The 16,803-nt window shown below is 44.3% G+C and carries 12 protein-coding genes; 7 read left to right on the top strand and 5 right to left on the bottom strand.

Annotated elements, in window-relative coordinates; translation table 11 throughout:
- Nucleotides 1-7 precede the first annotated feature (7 nt).
- On the top strand, nucleotides 8-898 hold the full coding sequence (gene malG / locus L4D12_RS08260) for a maltose ABC transporter permease MalG (RefSeq protein ID WP_428447349.1): 891 nt from the start codon (nucleotides 8-10) through the stop codon (nucleotides 896-898).
- A 633-nt stretch (nucleotides 899-1,531) separates the two neighbouring features.
- Here malG and L4D12_RS08255 read toward each other — a convergent pair.
- Complete coding sequence (locus tag L4D12_RS08255) at nucleotides 1,532-2,080, bottom strand: DUF1415 domain-containing protein (protein WP_428447348.1); 549 nt, start codon at nucleotides 2,078-2,080, stop codon at nucleotides 1,532-1,534.
- Between the two features lie 106 nt (nucleotides 2,081-2,186).
- Nucleotides 2,187-4,199, bottom strand: coding sequence for an exoribonuclease II (locus L4D12_RS08250; RefSeq protein WP_428447347.1), 2,013 nt, complete (start codon nucleotides 4,197-4,199; stop codon nucleotides 2,187-2,189).
- A 346-nt stretch (nucleotides 4,200-4,545) separates the two neighbouring features.
- Between L4D12_RS08250 and L4D12_RS08245 the strand changes: the two genes are divergently transcribed.
- The 3 genes from L4D12_RS08245 (at nucleotide 4,546) to L4D12_RS08235 (ending at nucleotide 10,386) form a co-directional block, all read left to right on the top strand.
- Nucleotides 4,546-6,243 (top strand): sensor domain-containing diguanylate cyclase, encoded by a 1,698-nt coding sequence (locus L4D12_RS08245; RefSeq protein ID WP_428447346.1) that lies wholly within the window; start codon nucleotides 4,546-4,548, stop codon nucleotides 6,241-6,243.
- A 283-nt stretch (nucleotides 6,244-6,526) separates the two neighbouring features.
- Nucleotides 6,527-8,437, top strand: a complete 1,911-nt coding sequence (locus L4D12_RS08240) for a DEAD/DEAH box helicase (protein WP_428447345.1) — start codon at nucleotides 6,527-6,529, stop codon at nucleotides 8,435-8,437.
- A gap of 239 nt (nucleotides 8,438-8,676) precedes the next feature.
- The gene (locus L4D12_RS08235; RefSeq protein WP_428447344.1) at nucleotides 8,677-10,386 is read left to right on the top strand and encodes a phospho-sugar mutase; all 1,710 of its coding nucleotides are present in this window, start codon (nucleotides 8,677-8,679) and stop codon (nucleotides 10,384-10,386) included.
- A gap of 94 nt (nucleotides 10,387-10,480) precedes the next feature.
- Here L4D12_RS08235 and L4D12_RS08230 read toward each other — a convergent pair whose 3' ends face one another.
- The gene (locus L4D12_RS08230; RefSeq protein ID WP_428447343.1) at nucleotides 10,481-10,936 is read right to left on the bottom strand and encodes an exoribonuclease R; all 456 of its coding nucleotides are present in this window, start codon (nucleotides 10,934-10,936) and stop codon (nucleotides 10,481-10,483) included.
- Between the two features lie 197 nt (nucleotides 10,937-11,133).
- Here L4D12_RS08230 and mrcB point away from each other — a divergent pair, with 197 nt between their 5' ends.
- From mrcB to L4D12_RS08215, 3 genes are all read left to right on the top strand, one after another.
- Entirely contained in the window at nucleotides 11,134-13,521 is a 2,388-nt protein-coding gene (mrcB, locus tag L4D12_RS08225) for a penicillin-binding protein 1B (protein ID WP_428447342.1), read from the top strand.
- Nucleotides 13,522-13,592: 71 nt separating this feature from the next.
- Nucleotides 13,593-14,141, top strand: a complete 549-nt coding sequence (locus L4D12_RS08220) for an NUDIX hydrolase (protein WP_428447341.1) — start codon at nucleotides 13,593-13,595, stop codon at nucleotides 14,139-14,141.
- 294 nt (nucleotides 14,142-14,435) lie between these two features.
- Nucleotides 14,436-15,716 carry an L-cysteine desulfidase family protein gene (locus L4D12_RS08215; protein WP_428447340.1) on the top strand — a complete coding sequence of 427 codons (1,281 nt, stop codon included), beginning with the start codon at nucleotides 14,436-14,438 and terminating at the stop codon, nucleotides 15,714-15,716.
- Nucleotides 15,717-15,795: 79 nt separating this feature from the next.
- Here the strand turns inward: L4D12_RS08215 and L4D12_RS08210 are convergent, their stop codons facing one another.
- Both L4D12_RS08210 and L4D12_RS08205 read right to left on the bottom strand, forming a co-directional pair.
- Nucleotides 15,796-16,377 carry an HdeD family acid-resistance protein gene (locus L4D12_RS08210; RefSeq protein ID WP_428447339.1) on the bottom strand — a complete coding sequence of 194 codons (582 nt, stop codon included), beginning with the start codon at nucleotides 16,375-16,377 and terminating at the stop codon, nucleotides 15,796-15,798.
- A 145-nt stretch (nucleotides 16,378-16,522) separates the two neighbouring features.
- Nucleotides 16,523-16,783 carry a Rho-binding antiterminator gene (locus L4D12_RS08205; protein ID WP_428447338.1) on the bottom strand — a complete coding sequence of 87 codons (261 nt, stop codon included), beginning with the start codon at nucleotides 16,781-16,783 and terminating at the stop codon, nucleotides 16,523-16,525.
- Nucleotides 16,784-16,803: the final 20 nt, after the last annotated feature.

Raw genomic sequence — 16,803 nt, 5'->3', positions numbered from 1 at the left:
AGCAGTCATGCCAATGGTTCAACCTAAATCATTAAAATATCGAGTATGGGCAACACACATTGGATTGTGTTTGTTCTTGGCTGCAACAATTTTTCCGCTACTTATGGTGGTCGCTATTTCGCTGCGAGAGGGTAATTTTGCTGGGGGGGAACTTATCCCAAGTAACCCAACGCTTGATCACTGGCGTCTTGCATTAGGTATATCCGTGACTAACAGTGATGGCAGTATTACACCGCCGCCATTTCCAGTACTACTGTGGCTATGGAATACAGTGAAAATTGCAGGCATAACCTCACTTATCATTGTCGCGATGTCGACTACCAGCGCTTATGCGTTTGCTCGTTTACGTTTTAAAGGTAAGAGCACGATTTTAAAAGGAATGATGATATTCCAGATGTTCCCCGCAGTGCTGGGCCTGGTGGCGCTATATGCGGTGTTTGATCGTCTTGGGCAATATATTCCGTTCTTAGGGCTAAATACTCATGGTGGTTTGATCTTTGCTTATCTTGGTGGTATCGCGCTTCACGTCTGGACGATTAAAGGCTATTTTGAAACCATTGATAGTTCACTGGAAGAAGCCGCTGCTCTAGATGGCGCAACACCTTGGCAAGCATTCCGCTTAGTATTGTTGCCGCTATCGGTGCCAATCTTAGCTGTTGTGTTCATATTATCGTTTATCGGTGTAGTAACAGAAGTACCCGTTGCATCGCTGCTACTAACCGATGTAGATAATTATACCTTGGCTGTGGGTATGCAGCAGTATCTCTATCCGCAAAACTATTTATGGGGTGATTTTGCAGCTGCAGCAGTATTATCAGCGATTCCAATTACCACGGTTTTCTTGCTTGCTCAGAAATTTCTGGTGGGTGGGTTAACGTCTGGTGGTGTGAAAGGATAATTTAAAGGCGCATCGTTGGCCGAAAATTAGTAAGAGGTCCAGCCGCAGTCTGGACCTTTTTTATTTGTTATAAAGGAATGGTTGCTCGATGAGGTATGATGCCTCACATTCTCATAGAATAGCTTATTTTACGTATTGTAGTGGCATTGAGAACGGTAAGAACGGGTAAGTATTATCTCTGTGAATTTTTCATCTTATTGTTTTATCGAGGTTTGATTTGTAAAAATGAAAATGCAACTGGTTGTATAGTGTTTTTTAAAATCATGTTTTATTTTATTATTTTAATTCCCCTGACTCTAATAGGCTGATAAAATAATGTCATTAGGGCATCATGTGCCATCGACTAATAATGACAATAAAATGCTTACTTTTCACTTAGGTAAGTAATCTCCAAGTTCAGGCCCTAACTGTGGTTTGGTCGCCGGTCTGTTAGGATCATCTGAACTTACTATTTATATTGGCGTTGCCAGCATAGCTGGGCTTACTTTCAACTTAGAAAATAAGTTTCATTGGTAACCAAACCCGATACGTTGTATCGGGTTTTTTTATATATGCAACCAGTGGATTTATTCTTTCTTTCTTTCTTTCTTTCTTTCTTTCTTTCTTTCTCTACATTCGTTCTGGTGGAACGCGTTATTTTATAAACGGAAACAGAGCTTTCACCTCAGTGGCTGACAATGATTCAACGCGCTCAATATTGCGATCAGGAATACCATCGGGATCAGGATAGTGTTTAAGCACTTTTTCCATGCTGGCTTCGCGGATCAAGTGAAATATCGGATAAGGGGAGCGGTTGGTCAGGTTTTCCGCATCATCTGGTTGTGTACCATGGAAGCAATAATCAGGGTGAAAGCTAGCCACTTGATAGGTCCCTTCATATCCACATTGGAATATCAGCGCATCGATCAGATCTAAAAATTGATTATAGTCGTCAAAATGCTCAAAAAGCGCACTAGCAACCACTAAAGTTGTTTCTAGCTCCTCAACGGGGGTCTCATCGAGTCGCTTTAGCTGTTGATAAATGGATTCGAGCAGTACTTCTTCAGATTGAGTATCGTTAATGTAAATACTGATTTGTTTATTACGGTTGGGTTTGGCGGCAAATGGGCACAGATTAAGGCCAATCACGACAGCCTCAAGCCATTGCTGTACTTCTTGTTCTATTGTATTGAGTTGTGACATTGCTGAGTTCTTTTTCTAATAATTATTGTTCCGCATACAGATATACGGGTATAAAAAAGGGTCAGCGTAAGCGCTGACCCTTCGTATTGTAACGTAAAGCGTGTTGTTAAGCTTTTACTGTCTCAGTGGCGGCTACATCTGCTGAAGTATCTTCCGTTGGGGCAGGGTACTGCTTCACTGGTTTTGCGACCAGTTGACGGGTACCTGTGCGTACTTCTGCGATATTGACTTCAAGCTGATCACCCAGTTGGTATTCTTTTATTTTGTCAATATTAACAATACCAAGCTCACCATTACATTCAATGCGCGTTTTATTATCAACGATCAATGGTGCAGGAATAAACGCCGCAGCGCCATTTTCAAGCAGGCGTACTCGCATGCCAGCACGATTGATATCAAATATTTCAGCGGTGAAAACTGTTTCATCTTTGACGGCATTCTTTAATAGTCGGACATATAGCCAGTCAGCCACATCACGTTCAGCCATGCGATGGTTACGGCGATGCAGAGCGATCTCATCACCTACGTTGTCATCCGGTGTCTGAGAAGGTTCTTGGCCGGAAATTAATGCTTTCAATAGACGATGATTGATCATGTCGCCATATTTACGAATTGGTGATGTCCAGGTTGCATAAACGTCTAAACCCATAGCAAAGTGCGGTGCGGGTTTATTACCGACTTCACTGTATGCTTGGAATTTACGTAAACGATTATCAAGATAGCTTGAGTCTAACGTGTTTAACCAACGACGAAGCGCGCTGAAACCTTGAAGTGTCAGTAGTTGCTCTTTTTCAAACGGTGCATCGACGTTGGTTAGAAAATCCATCGCCGTATCCAGTTTTTCTGGATTGAAACCATTGTGATAGTTGAATACGCCAAGGCCAAATTTATCTCTAAGCGCACGCCCGGCACAGATGTTAGCTGTGATCATGGCTTCTTCGATCATACGATTCGCTGTACGACGAGGGTCGGTATGAATAGCGACAACATCGTTGTCTTCGCTTAATTCAAAGCGGTAATCAGGACGATCAGGAAACACAACCGCATTGGTTGCACGCCATTCTGAGCGAGCGTTAGCAAACTGATGTAATGCTTGAATTTGTGCAATGATAGTCTCGTTGGGTTCCCAACCGTCACAATGGCCGTTTTCAATAAAATCAGACACGTTGTCGTAGGCTAGGCGAGCTTGAGATTTGATCCAAGCGGCAAAGAACTGAATATCCTCTTGGAGAATGCCATCTTTATCGACGGTTACGCGGCAGCAAATCGTCGGGCGTTTTTCTCCTTCAACCAGTGAGCAGAGTTCATCGCTTAGCTCGCGTGGTAGCATCGGGATGTTACGACCTGGTAGGTAGATAGTGAACCCCCGCTGACGAGCTTCATCATCCATTTTGTCACCTACCGCGATATATGACGTTGGATCAGCAATCGCGATGGTGATATCAAAACTACCGTCATCATTTACCACAGTATAGATAGCATCATCCATATCTTTAGTGGATTCACCATCAATGGTAATGAATGGAAGGTCGGTAAGATCTTGACGTACTAAGTCTTCTTCCAGCATTGTCCAGCTGTCTTGCGGTGCAGGCTCAGCATTTGGCAAATTGTGACGTGCCAGTGTTACCCACCAAGGTGCAATTTTGTCATTGCTATCGGTGATTTTTTTTGTGATATCACAGAAGAAGGTTTTGTTATCACCAACAAGTGGATGACGAGAGAGGGTTGCGACCACCCAGTCACCTTCTTTCAATTGTTCTGGATTAACGCCTTTGACGGGACGAGCCTTAATTGCATCCTTTAGCTGAGGATGATCAGGTACCACGTGCAGACGATCACGGATAATCTTGATTCGACCAATAAAGCGAGTTAAGTATTGCTCAATTAGCTCTTGTGGCTCAGCAACTTCACGCTCTTTTTCTGTTCGAATAACCGCCATGACACGATCGCCGTGCATGACGTTTTTCATATAATTTGGTGGAATAAAAATGCTTTCTTTATTGTCAATTTCTAGAAAGCCAAAACCACGGTCAGTCGCTTTGATGGAACCTTCTTTTTTAGGAAGGGTTTCTTGAATTTGTTTTTTAAGCTGCGCTAGCAAAGGATTATCTTGAAACATTATGCCCGGTCTCAGGTTGTTAACTTGGACACTATAAGGTTTTCAGAACGTAAAACCAAGTTTAACCCATTCAAGATGTGTAATTGTTGTAACGCACTGTGTTAAGTGAGAGGAAAGTGCATTGATGGGCATTGAGTTATGCAATTTAGGGAAGAGAAAGACTCAATATAGAACCGTGATCAAATTATGGAATATGCATCGGTATGAATTGGACGTAATAGAAGTAAAACTTTGTTATCTTGAGTGACTCAGTATGGCTGTAAGCTTTCCAATGGATAAGTATCCAGAGATAGGATTCGGTCAATTTGTCCATTAGATTGTTCCGAAAGCAAGCTTAGGTGGGGTAATGAGTACACATAAAAGCGACGCACTCAGATCATTGGCGGGTCAACTTGCCAAACAAGCCGATATGGAGCGTTGGTGCCATTGTTTACTGACAACACTAAAAAATGAGCTGCGCCTTGACACCATCACAGTTATGGTCGAACAAGATGGTGGCACTCAGGTGGTTGCAAACTGGTTAAAGCGTGATTTTACGTATTTTCCCATTCCTAAACGGCTTGAAGAATATAGCGGTGTTCCTACTGGTTTATATCAGCAAGCGAAGCGAAGCGGTCAGTTTGTTCGTGTATTGATGGAAAAACAGGATATGCCGATTTGGGCTGAACGGGAATCACAATGTTGCCAACTGTTATTGCCTATTAGTATGCATCATCGCAGAGTCGGCTTTATCTACGCAGAAACCACCCATCCTGACTATTTTGAACATTGTGTCTCTGAAGTCGAAGAGTTGCTGACGTTATTAGCCTCAGATATTCATGCGCGAATTTTACAGCAAGAAGTACTCGACCATCATCTGACTAGGTGCAGTGTTGAAGCTGAGCTGGAGGTAAGGAATTATTCGATTACACAATACCTTGAATTACTAAAAAAATTGCATGAGGTAACGCTGGAGCTTTCTAAGGCATCAAACTTAGACCAACTCTATCGAAATGCGGTAATGCTAGGCCGTCAATACTTAGGCATTGATCGGATGGCCATCTTTCTTACTGATTTTGAAAAAAATGAGATGCGGGGTACTTTTGGAACAGATCCTGACGGACAATTAGTTTCACGGCATGCATTCAGTAGCGCAATTCCGGATCACCCCCTTGTACATGAAGCCATGAGTCGTAAAGATCATGTGGTGGTTAAAGACAATGTACCGCTTTATTTTGGCACCAAGCAAGTTGGATTAGGCTGGAATGCGATGATAGCGATGTGGAATGGTGATAATTGTATCGGTTGGGTAGCGGCGGATAATTTAATTAATCAACGGATTTTGACTGAGCACCAGAAAGAAATATTAAAGTTGTTTGGTGCAGCACTTGGCCAGCAAATTGTGATTCGACGTCACCATGATACGTTAACCCAGTTGAATCTCGATCTTGAAGAACGAGTGAATGAGCGTACCAAAGAGTTGTTAGTGACAAATAAAGCTCTGGCAGAAGCGAATCAACAGCTTGAACTCTGGTCAATGCAAGATGGCTTAACCGGAATATCTAATCGCCGTTTTTTTGATCATTCACTGCAGTCGTATTGGTTGAGTGCGTATCAAAATGCCGCCCCGATCAGTTTAATCATGATAGATGTGGATTACTTTAAGAGCTTTAATGATCAGCATGGGCACCAAGAGGGCGATGCTTGTCTTAAGAAAATAGCGATTACACTGGAGGAAATCGCAAAGCTTCATGAAATGGCTATTTTAAGCCGTTATGGTGGTGAGGAGTTTGTCTGTATTATTCCAAACCTCACAGAAGAAGCTATCCACGTTGTGGGGCAGACGATGATTGACGCTGTTGCTGAATTAGCATTTCCTAGCAGAAATAGTGAGTTTGGTGTTGTAACCGTAAGTCTTGGTTGTTGCACGATGATCCCGTCGGTTGATAATCGTTGGGAATGTCTGCTAGAAAGGGCTGATGTAGCGTTATATCAAGCAAAAGAGTTTGGTCGTAATCGGCTAGTACAAAATATTCAACAGAATCATGTGATTGAAGACCAATAATGGGAGCGTAATTATCAGCAGAAAGCGTATTGTAAGTGATTGTTCTTTTTATGCGTTGCTTAAATTATAGCTAGGCTGTAGCTGTGCTGTTGTACTTATTGTATAAATAATGGTTACTTGAAAGTTAATTTGTGACATTGCTCAATTTTTTCTGGCTTTTTATCGAGTAATGGCAGACAATGCGCGCCTCAAATCGTCGAGGCCCATGCTTGTGGTTGCTGTTGCAGAACCTTTTAAAGCCAAAGGGGCCCCGTTTTTAGTTAGATTATATATTGGGATCCCAATGCTAGAATCTGTTACAGAATTTCGCCAGTTAGATCTGGCCGACACACTACTTTCCGCACTTGACTCAATGGGCTTCGTTGCGCCAACACCTATCCAGGCGGCGTCAATTCCTCTACTACTAACTGGTACTGATGCACTTGGTAAAGCGCAGACAGGTACTGGTAAAACAGCAGCGTTCTCACTACCGCTTCTGAACAAGCTTAACCTTAACCAGCATAAGCCTCAAGCTATCGTAATGGCACCAACGCGTGAACTTGCGATTCAGGTAGCAGCAGAAATTAAGGTTCTTGGTCAAAATATCAAAGGTCTTAAAGTACTAGAGATTTACGGTGGTGCTTCTATCGTCGATCAAATGCGTGCGCTTAAGAATGGTGCTCACATTGTTGTTGGTACTCCTGGTCGTGTTAAAGACTTGATCACTCGTGATCGTCTACACCTTGATGAAGTGCTGACGTTTGTACTTGATGAAGCTGATGAAATGCTAAAAATGGGTTTCGTTGACGATGTTACTTGGATCATGGAACAGGCTCCAGAATCAGCTCAGCGCGTTCTGTTCTCTGCAACTATGCCTCCAATCGTTAAAGAAATCGTTGACCGTTTCTTACGTGATCCTGCTCGCATTGACGTTGCTGGTGAAAACCGTACTGTTTCTCAGGTTGAGCAGCAGTTCTGGGTTGTTAAAGGCGTAGAAAAAGACGAAGCAATGATGCGTCTTCTTGAAACAGAAGAAACTGATGCATCTATCGTTTTCGTTCGTACTCGTCAAGATACCGAGCGTTTGGCTGATTGGCTATCTTCTCGTGGCTTTAAAGCTGCAGCACTTCATGGTGATATTCCTCAGTCGCTACGTGAGCGTACTGTTGATCACATCAAGCGTGGTGTTATTGATATTCTAGTTGCAACTGACGTTGTTGCTCGTGGCCTTGATGTGCCTCGTATTACACACGTATTTAACTACGACATCCCATTCGATGTAGAATCATACATCCACCGTATTGGTCGTACAGGCCGTGCTGGACGTAATGGTAAAGCGATCCTATTGGTTCGTACTAACCAGATCCGTATGCTTCGTACTATCGAGCGTGTAACTAAGTCACGCATGGAAGAAATTCAACTTCCACTTCGCGACGCAGTTGCAGAAGCTCGTTTGAACCGCCTAGGCCTTGAGCTTGCAGCTCAGAAAGAAGAAACCAGCCTAGAAGCGTTTGTTGAACTAGTTGAGAAACTGCAAGAAACCATTGACGTTGATGCAGCAACACTAGCGGCGATGCTACTTCAGCGCCAGCAAGGTAACCGTCCTCTGTTCTACAAAGGTCCGGACCCAATGATTTCGGCTATCGAGCGTGAAGCTCAGCGTCGAGATCGTCGTCGTGATGACCGTGGCGAGCGTGGTGACCGCGGTGACCGTCGTGACCGTGGCGATCGTGGCGAACGTCGTTCATACAACAATGCTGATTGGGATACTTACCAGCTTCAGGTTGGTCGTGAGCAAGGCGTTCAGGTTAAAGACATCGTTGGTGCAATCGCAAACGAACTTGGCCTAAGCAAAGAGTTCATTGGTGCAATTAAACTAGCGCCTGAACACACTTACGTTCAGCTTCCTAAGAAGATGACTGCAGAAGTTTCAGCTCAGCTTAAGAAACTACGCATCCGTCAGAATGATGTGAAAGCTGTTGTTGTTGAAGGCGAAGTACTTCGTGAGCACCGTGGCGGAAACCGTGACGGTAATCGTGATGGTAATCGTGGCGGCTACCGTGGAAACCGCGATGGCAACCGTGATGGAAACCGTGGTGGTGAGCGTCGTTTTGACCGTAACCGCAGCAGCGAGAACCGTGGTGGTAGCTACCGTGGTGAGCGTAGCAACAGCGGTGCACCACGCCGTGACCGTAAGCCTCGTAACGAAGATTAATTTCTTACGTTAGCTTAGAGAATCCAGCCCAAGTGGCTGGATTTTTTTTGCCTGCAAAAAAACGGCCGATAAAGATTAAGTCTCAATGCTAGGTTTGCTGACTATCTTGTCAATACCTAGACTTTTTGATTGAAAAGCGTAACGTATAAATATTCGCTAATACAGTGAGGTGACCGCTTACCGGATTTATGCGTAAGGGGTCTATACTAAATTCAGTTTTCAGTTAGGGACCATCCATCATGAATACAGATGTATCAAACTGGTTGGCTCGTGACCCCGATCCGGTCACGCGTGAGGAATTACAACAACTCATTGATGCTAATAATCAGCATGAGCTTGATGACCGCTTTTCATCGCGGTTGGAATTTGGCACCGCAGGACTTAGAGGTATTGTGGGGGCTGGGCCCAATAGAATGAATCGATTAGTGATTCAAGAAACATCACTGGGGCTAGGAAAGTATTTACTCGAAAGTATCGATGATGCCGCTATTCGCGGTGTCGTGATTGGTTATGACGGTCGTCCTGACTCAAGGCAATTTGCCTGTGATGCCGCTGTGATGCTGGCCTCAATGGGGATTAAGGTTTATGTGACAGAAAATGTGGCTGCAACACCCATTGTCGCTTTTGGTGTTAGACATTTAGAAACCGCTGCTGGCATTGTTGTTACAGCTAGCCATAATCCACCGGCTTATAACGGTTTTAAAGTTTACTGGGGGAATGGGGCGCAAATTATACCACCACACGATGCAGGTATAGCGCAGATGATTGATATTGCAGCCGTTGAGTCACTGCCAAGTATGACACTTGATGAAGCGGAACATCTTGGGTTATTAGTCTGGCTCAATGGTGACTTTTATACCGAGTACCGTAAAGCGATAAATAATAGTGTGTTATTGGCTAATCATACACAGCCTGACAAGATAAGCTTAGCTTACACAGCCATGCACGGTGTAGGGGCTGAGATGGCTGAAACCTTGCTAGCTGATGCCGGATTTCATCAAGTTTACAGTGTAAAAGCACAACGAGAGCCTGATGGCACATTCCCTACCGTTAATTTTCCCAATCCTGAAGAACCAGGTGCCATGGACATGGTCATCGCTGAAGCCAAAAAACATGATGCGACGCTTGCCTGTGCCAACGATCCTGATGCTGATCGGTTCGCCGTCGCGGTGAGAACTGAGGAGGGAGACTATCAGATGTTATCAGGCGATCAAGTCGGTATATTACTTGGTCATTACTTGCTCACACATGCTGCTCCACAGCAAAACTTGGTTGGAACCACCATTGTTTCATCCAGTTTGCTGAAGAAAATTGCCAAATCACTGGATGCTCAGTATTACCAGACGTTAACGGGTTTTAAGTGGCTGACCAATATCGCGATGCAAAAGCAAACTGAGGACAGTCAGTTTTTATTTGCTTACGAAGAAGCCTTGGGTTACACCGTAGGTAATACGGTATGGGATAAAGACGGTCTTTCAGCATTACTGGCATTTGCGCAATTGACGGCAGAGCTAGCGGGAGCAGGTAAAAGTGTTTGGGATCAGTTAGAGTCTATTTATCGCGAACACGGTTTATATTTAAATGCTCAGCGAAGTATTGCACTCCAGCCGGGATCGGCACCTATCGGAGATGTGTTACGCTTGGACCCACCGGGAAGTATTGCTGGTCGCGCCGTGGTGATCACTGAAGATTTAAAATCATCGCAGCGAATTCATGCTGATGGTTTAGTTGAAGCGATCGACCTGCCTGCGAGTGATGTTTTGATCTACCTCCTTGATGATGGCTCTCGTGTTGTGGTGCGGCCGTCGGGTACGGAACCCAAGCTGAAATGCTATTACGAGGTGGTGGAAGCGATGAGTCATGAAGACTGTTTGAATCATGTACAGCAACGAGCGGCAGATGCGATGGATGATTTGATTGCCAAACATCAAGCATCATTGCCAAAATAGTCAATGGCGTAAAATAGAGCAAAAAGCCAGCATCATGTATGCTGGCTTTTTCTTTGCTGGAGGTGTGATAGCCGCCTCAATCAGTCTTTGACTATTATTTTGCGTCTTGTTTATCCGTCATATCCGCATAGGTATGAAGTAATTCGGTAAGGACTTTGATCCAACCAAAGGCATCTTTTGGAGCCGCCGCGAGCACTTTCTCTACTTGATCGCAGTGCTGCTCAAGTGTGACAACTTCTTCAAGGTTGAATGACATTGAATAGAAGTGCCATAAGATCAGTCGGTTCATACGCTCAATGTTTTGTTGGGCGTTATCGGATCCCTCAAAAGCCACCGGTACTTCACCTAAAGCAATCGCTGTCATACGAAGCAGAGTATCAAACTGTGCTGACTTCATGCGCTCGTCACTGTTCACTTCTTCTTGGTCAAAAGTAAAGAGTTCCTGCATGACATCTTCTGGAACCATGCGGCTGATAACCCGTAGGCTGAATTCTTCCAGTTCATGGCGTGGCATCGTCATCAGGCATTCAATTTTATAATCGCGTTCCATTTTTCTCGGCTTCTTTCTATTTGCTGGGCGCGTATTTTCCGTGATTTTAGGCTGAATTGCCAGTGAGTTATTAGGGTATATGGCATTGGCATTGAGGGGAAATTGCTATATGACGGGCGATGACTTTGACAATACCCTGACAGAGTAAAAGAGGGCTTAGGGTATGGTTTGCGCGAATTTTCAACGAAATCACCATTATGACCAACCAACAGCTACCTAAGGATCCTCAATTGCAGGCATCCGATACATCCTCTTCTCTCCCTCATCGATCATCGGGTAAGCCAACGAAGCGGAAAAAAATCAATTGCTGGGTAAAATACAGTTTTATTGGTTGTGTGCTCTTTGCTTCTGGCGGGTTGGTCAAGATGGGCTTCAACATAAACCAAGAAGTCACGAATAAGTTTGAAGGGCAGCTATGGCAGCTTCCTTCAGTCGTCTATGCCCGAACGCTGACATTAGAACCTGGTGCAGTGATTCGGTACGAGGATTTGATCAATGAGCTGAAGGTATTGAAATACCGCAAGGTTAATCGACCGGTCAATCCCGGTGAATATTCAACCAGCCGTTTAACAGTGGATGTTATTCGACGTCCGTTTGATTTTCGTGATGGTCCACAGACTGCGCGTCATGTTGTGGTGAAATTTGATTACTCAAAAGTAAGAAGTATTACAGAAGCTGACAGTCAGCGCGAACTGGGGTATTTCAGAGTGGAACCTAAGTTGCTTGGGATGCTAGAAGCAAAAACCGATGAGCAACGGATCTACTTACCGAAAGATGAGATGCCACAGTCACTCATTGATGCCTTAATAGCAACGGAAGATCGTGACTTTTACCAGCATGGCGGGGTGTCACCAACCGCGATTGCCCGTGCGTTTATTGCGAATATTAAGGCCGGCCGAACCGTGCAGGGTGGAAGTACCCTGACTCAGCAGTTGGCTAAAAACATGTTCTTAACCGATGAACGTAGTTTATGGCGTAAGTTTCGTGAAGCCTATATGGCATTGATCATTGATCATAAATATAGCAAGGATCAAATTCTTGATGCGTATCTTAATCAAGTCTATCTGGCACAAAGTGGCGCCGATTCAGTGCATGGCTTTGAATTAGGTGCACGTTTCTATTTCGGCCTGCCATTGTCGGAACTGCGATTGGATCAGCAAGCTTTGCTTGTGGGTTTAGTGAAAGGCCCATCGTATTACAACCCGTGGCGTTACCCTGAGCGCGCTAAGCGTCGCCGTGATTTAGTGTTACAGCTAATGGTGAATAATGGTGTATTGGATCAGGATGATTATCTGTCAGCGATTAAGAAGCCGTTAGATCTGCAAGCGAAAGGCATGATTGCTAATCGTCAGCCTGCTTACTTTGGTCAATTAGAGCGGGAACTGAAAGCCAAAGTTGACAATTATAAGTCAGGGCAAGGGTTACGACTATTTACAACATTAGATCCGCGTTCGCAGGCGATAGTTGAGCAATCAGTGAAGAAGGTGATCCCTAAACTTGAATCAAGAGCGGGCAATGAATTAGAGACCGCTGTTGTTGTTGCGGATCGCCAAACGGGTGAGATCCGCGCCATGGTTGGAGGTTCGAGACCGGGTTATGATGGTTTCAATCGGGCGGTGGATGCTAAGCGTCAAATCGGATCATTGGTTAAACCGGCTGTTTATTTGTCAGCGTTTGAAATACCTCAGCGATTCTCGTTGGCCACCAGTCTGCAAGATCGACCGTTAACGGTGAAAGGGCAGAATGGCGAAAATTGGTCACCGCGTAATTATGATCGAAAGTACCGAGGTGAAGTGCCTTTATATCTGGCTCTGGCGAAGTCTTATAACGTTCCAACGGTTAATCTTGGTATGGCCGTTGGGCTTGATAAGGTGATTGATACTATGGGTAGATTGGGGATTAACCGCGATGAAGTGCCTGAGTTACCTTCAATGTTATTGGGGGCGTTTACCTTAACCCCGGTTGAGGTTACTCAGATGTATCAAACCATTGCTAATGATGGAAACCGAAGTGAACTAACGGCACTGGGTGCCGTCGTGGATAGTAAAGGGAATATACTGTATCAGCACTTACCCGTTTCAACACCTGCTGTATCACCGCAGGCGGCGTGGCTAACCATGTATGGAATGCAGCGGGTTGTAACAGAAGGCACAGCCCGTTATTTAAATGCAGAGCTACCTTCTTCACGACTAGCGGGTAAAACCGGTACCTCAGATAAAGGTCGCGACAGTTGGTATGTTGGTGTTGATGGCCGAGAAGTAGTGACTATCTGGATGGGACGAGACGATAATAAAGCGGTGAAGCTAACCGGTGCTGCCGGGCCACTACGCCTGTATGCCAATTACATTGAACATCGTGATCCTGAGCCGTTAGTCTTGAGGAAACCAGCACAGATCGCTGAATTTGATTATTATCTCGATCCACAAGGGGGATTAACCCAGAGTTGTGTTGGTGATGTGCATTTACCCGCTTGGGATCCACAAGGGGAACTGAAGGAAGGTTGTGTGCACAATGTGGTCGAGCAAGGAGTGAAACGCGGTGCTAAAGAAGTAGAGAATTTCTTCAATCGACTTTTTAATTGGTAGCATATTTGCTTGGTGCAGATGAGGTCGTTACAATGCCTCGCATTAATACTAGTTACTGAGGTAACACCTGCATGCGTTTATTGAAATCAACGGTACACCCTGATCTCACCACTCTTGATGGTACGATCTTTCATCGTCAGGCGGCACGAGGGATTATTTTGGATGGTGACAATATCCTTATGTTGTATACCGAGCGTTACTATGACTATACCTTGCCAGGTGGTGGTATTGATGATGGGGAAGATATCATTGCAGGTTTAATTCGGGAGCTAGAAGAAGAAACAGGCGCTCAGAATATCCGTGACATTGTAGAATTTGGTCTGTATGAGGAATTCCGTCCTTGGTATAAGCCGGAGCATGACATCATGCATATGCTGTCATATTGCTATGTGTGCACTATTGACGCTCAGCTCGGCGCGACCAGACTTGAAGACTATGAAGTTAAAAATGGTATGAAACCCGTGTGGATTAATCTTTTTGATGCGATTGCCCACAATGAACACACCATTGCCAATAGTGATAAAAAAGGTATGTCGATTGAGCGCGAGACCTTCTTGTTAAAGCGCATTGCTGAAGAGCTGCTGCCAAGTGTAGTTCCTACGTTGCAACAAGCAAGCTAACACGAGTGTTATTTCGTTAAATGAGTATAGAGCGGTCTTCTTCGGAGGGCCGTTTTTGTATTTATCGTTCAAAAATTGTTGGATGTTTGTTGTATTGCCATTGTGGAGAATGTTCGTGATTCAATCATTTAATCATATAGAAATATTTTCTCTGAGATGGTAAATAGGTAGGAAATTATAGAAAACAATTATCCTCCGATCTGTGTAGATTATTTCTAATAAGAACAAGGGGTTCTGTTTGAGAATTGGATTACCCCGTTTACCCTACTTACGCCAGATTGAAGGTTTACGATAATGAAAAAGCACCTATGGACCGGTTTTATTGAGACAGTAAAACGCGAAGTTGTTCCCGCACTAGGTTGTACAGAGCCAGTCTCTGTAGCGCTAGCGGCAGCCATTGCAACGCGCGAGTTGAAAGGCAAGCCTGTTCGTATTGATGCATTTGTTTCACCTAACTTAATGAAAAATGGTATGGGTGTAGGTATTCCTGGTACTGGTATGGTGGGTTTGCCAATTGCAGCTGCGATTGGTGCACTGGTAGGAGATTCCACTGCTGGGCTTGAGGTGCTGAAGAATGTCACCCGTGAAGATGTCGCATTGGCTAAACAAATGCTAGATGCTGTGGCCGTCGGTGTAGCGAATGTGAGCAACATTCTTTATGCGAAAGTGACAGTGACCGACGGTAACGATACTGCCTCTGTTATTATTGCTGACTCACACACACAGGTTATCTCAATTGAGGTGAACGGTGAGGTGACATTCATCGCTGATCAGAAAACAGATAGCCAGCCTGTTGAGAAAGAGAATATTTTTGAGCAAGCAACGGCAAAAGATATCTATGAATTTGCTATTAATGCACCGATTGAAGATATCCAGTTTATTTCTCAGGCGTATGCACTGAACAATGAACTGTCTAAAGAAGGGCTGACAGGTAAATATGGCTTACAGATTGGTGCGACATTCCAGCGTAACATTGATCGTGGCTTACTGACAGGTGGCTTGATGACCGATATCTTGCGCCGTACTTCGGCTGCATCAGATGCGCGTATGGATGGGGCAATGATGCCAGCGATGAGTAACTCAGGTTCGGGTAACCAAGGGATAGCTGCAACGATGCCTGTTGTTGTGGTTGCTGAACATATTAAGGCTGATCAGGAAACCACCATCCGTGCTTTAATGATGTCACACTTGATGGCGATTTATATCAAAAGCTACCAAAACAAATTATCGGCATTGTGTGGTGCAACAACCGCATCTATGGGGGCAGTTGCTGGCATGACATGGCTGTTGGGTGGTCAGTTTAACCAGATCAGTAATGCAATCTGTAGCATGATTGGTGACATTACCGGGATTATTTGTGATGGAGCCAAAACCAGCTGTGCGATGAAGGTGTCTTCATCAGCTAGCGCAGCGATTAAGGCTGCGTTGATGGCATTGGATGGGATTCGCGTTACGGGTAATGAAGGCATTGTGGCTGATGATGTAGATACATCAATTCGTAATATGTCAGCGTTAGCCAACGGTGCGATGACGCAGACAGATGTACAGATCCTTGAGATCATGGTACACAAATAATAGCGAATAAGATCTACTCACATTCCGCTTGTTCTGCTATCAATATTTATTGGTAGCAGAACAAAAGTACGATGATTTATTAAACGTTATCAGCTAACTTCTTCATTTGTATACCAAGGAAGATAAAACTGATCCCTTCAATGAGCAGCGATACACCAACAAAGATCCCCAACAGCGACAGTGAAAATGCGGGATCGTCAAGCAGAGAAAAGAAATATCCCCCGATACACACTGAAATGAGTCCGCTAAAGATAATCAAGTTGCTACCAGGTAACGATCGATTGCTTAAGCCAAATATCATCCTGGTCACGCCATTAAAAATCATCACGATAACCATCAGCATTGTGATAGTCACGAGCCCCGCCAGTGGTTTGAAAAGAATAAATAACCCACCGACGATATAGAGTACAGCACTGAGAACATACCAGAGTTTGATTTTCCACGGCTGAATACTGAAGGTATGGTAGGCTTGTACCAGCCCACTAAACAGAAAAATTGCTCCGATAATGGTCGTGATTGTTACCCCAGCCATCACGGGTAGGCTAATCGCTCCGATACCAGCAATCGCAATGACGATGCCGACAATGACAAACCACTTCCAGCCCTTAGAAAGAAACTGTTTTCCTGATGTTTGATCTGGAGATTGTATGGGAGTTTCCATTTGCGACCTCTTCTATTCAAAGATAAACAGATGGCTATAGTCTAGTGGACAGTGGTAGTCTGAATTGGCTAACAATAAGATAGTAGCAAGTTTGAGGCATGGCTTAGGGAATAAAATGGTGCAAGAAGAACACAGGGGAATTCTATTAGCAGTGAATAACTGAAAAGCTGGCACCTGGCGTAATAGATTTCATTCTGGTGATAAAATCGAGCCTAATTTTGGTGTACTGATATCGGGTTTTGCAGACTAACCATTCTGATTTGTCAGGATGTGTTTCCGTGTTGATGCATTTACCTTCAACGGTACTATCATCAAGCAGATCAAGTTTTACCTCATAGTGATAGACGCAGGCTAATTCAAAATAATCATGCACAGCGCAATTAATGGGTTGGTAACGGTTGCTCATAGTGTCGACTCTTACTCACA

Origin of the sequence: Photobacterium nomapromontoriensis (genome assembly GCF_050336815.1) — a bacterium.
In the GTDB taxonomy this organism is placed as follows: Bacteria; Pseudomonadota; Gammaproteobacteria; order Enterobacterales; family Vibrionaceae; genus Photobacterium; species Photobacterium nomapromontoriensis.
Note: the sequence above shows the minus strand (reverse complement) of the source record. Positions and strands in the feature narration are given on the sequence as shown.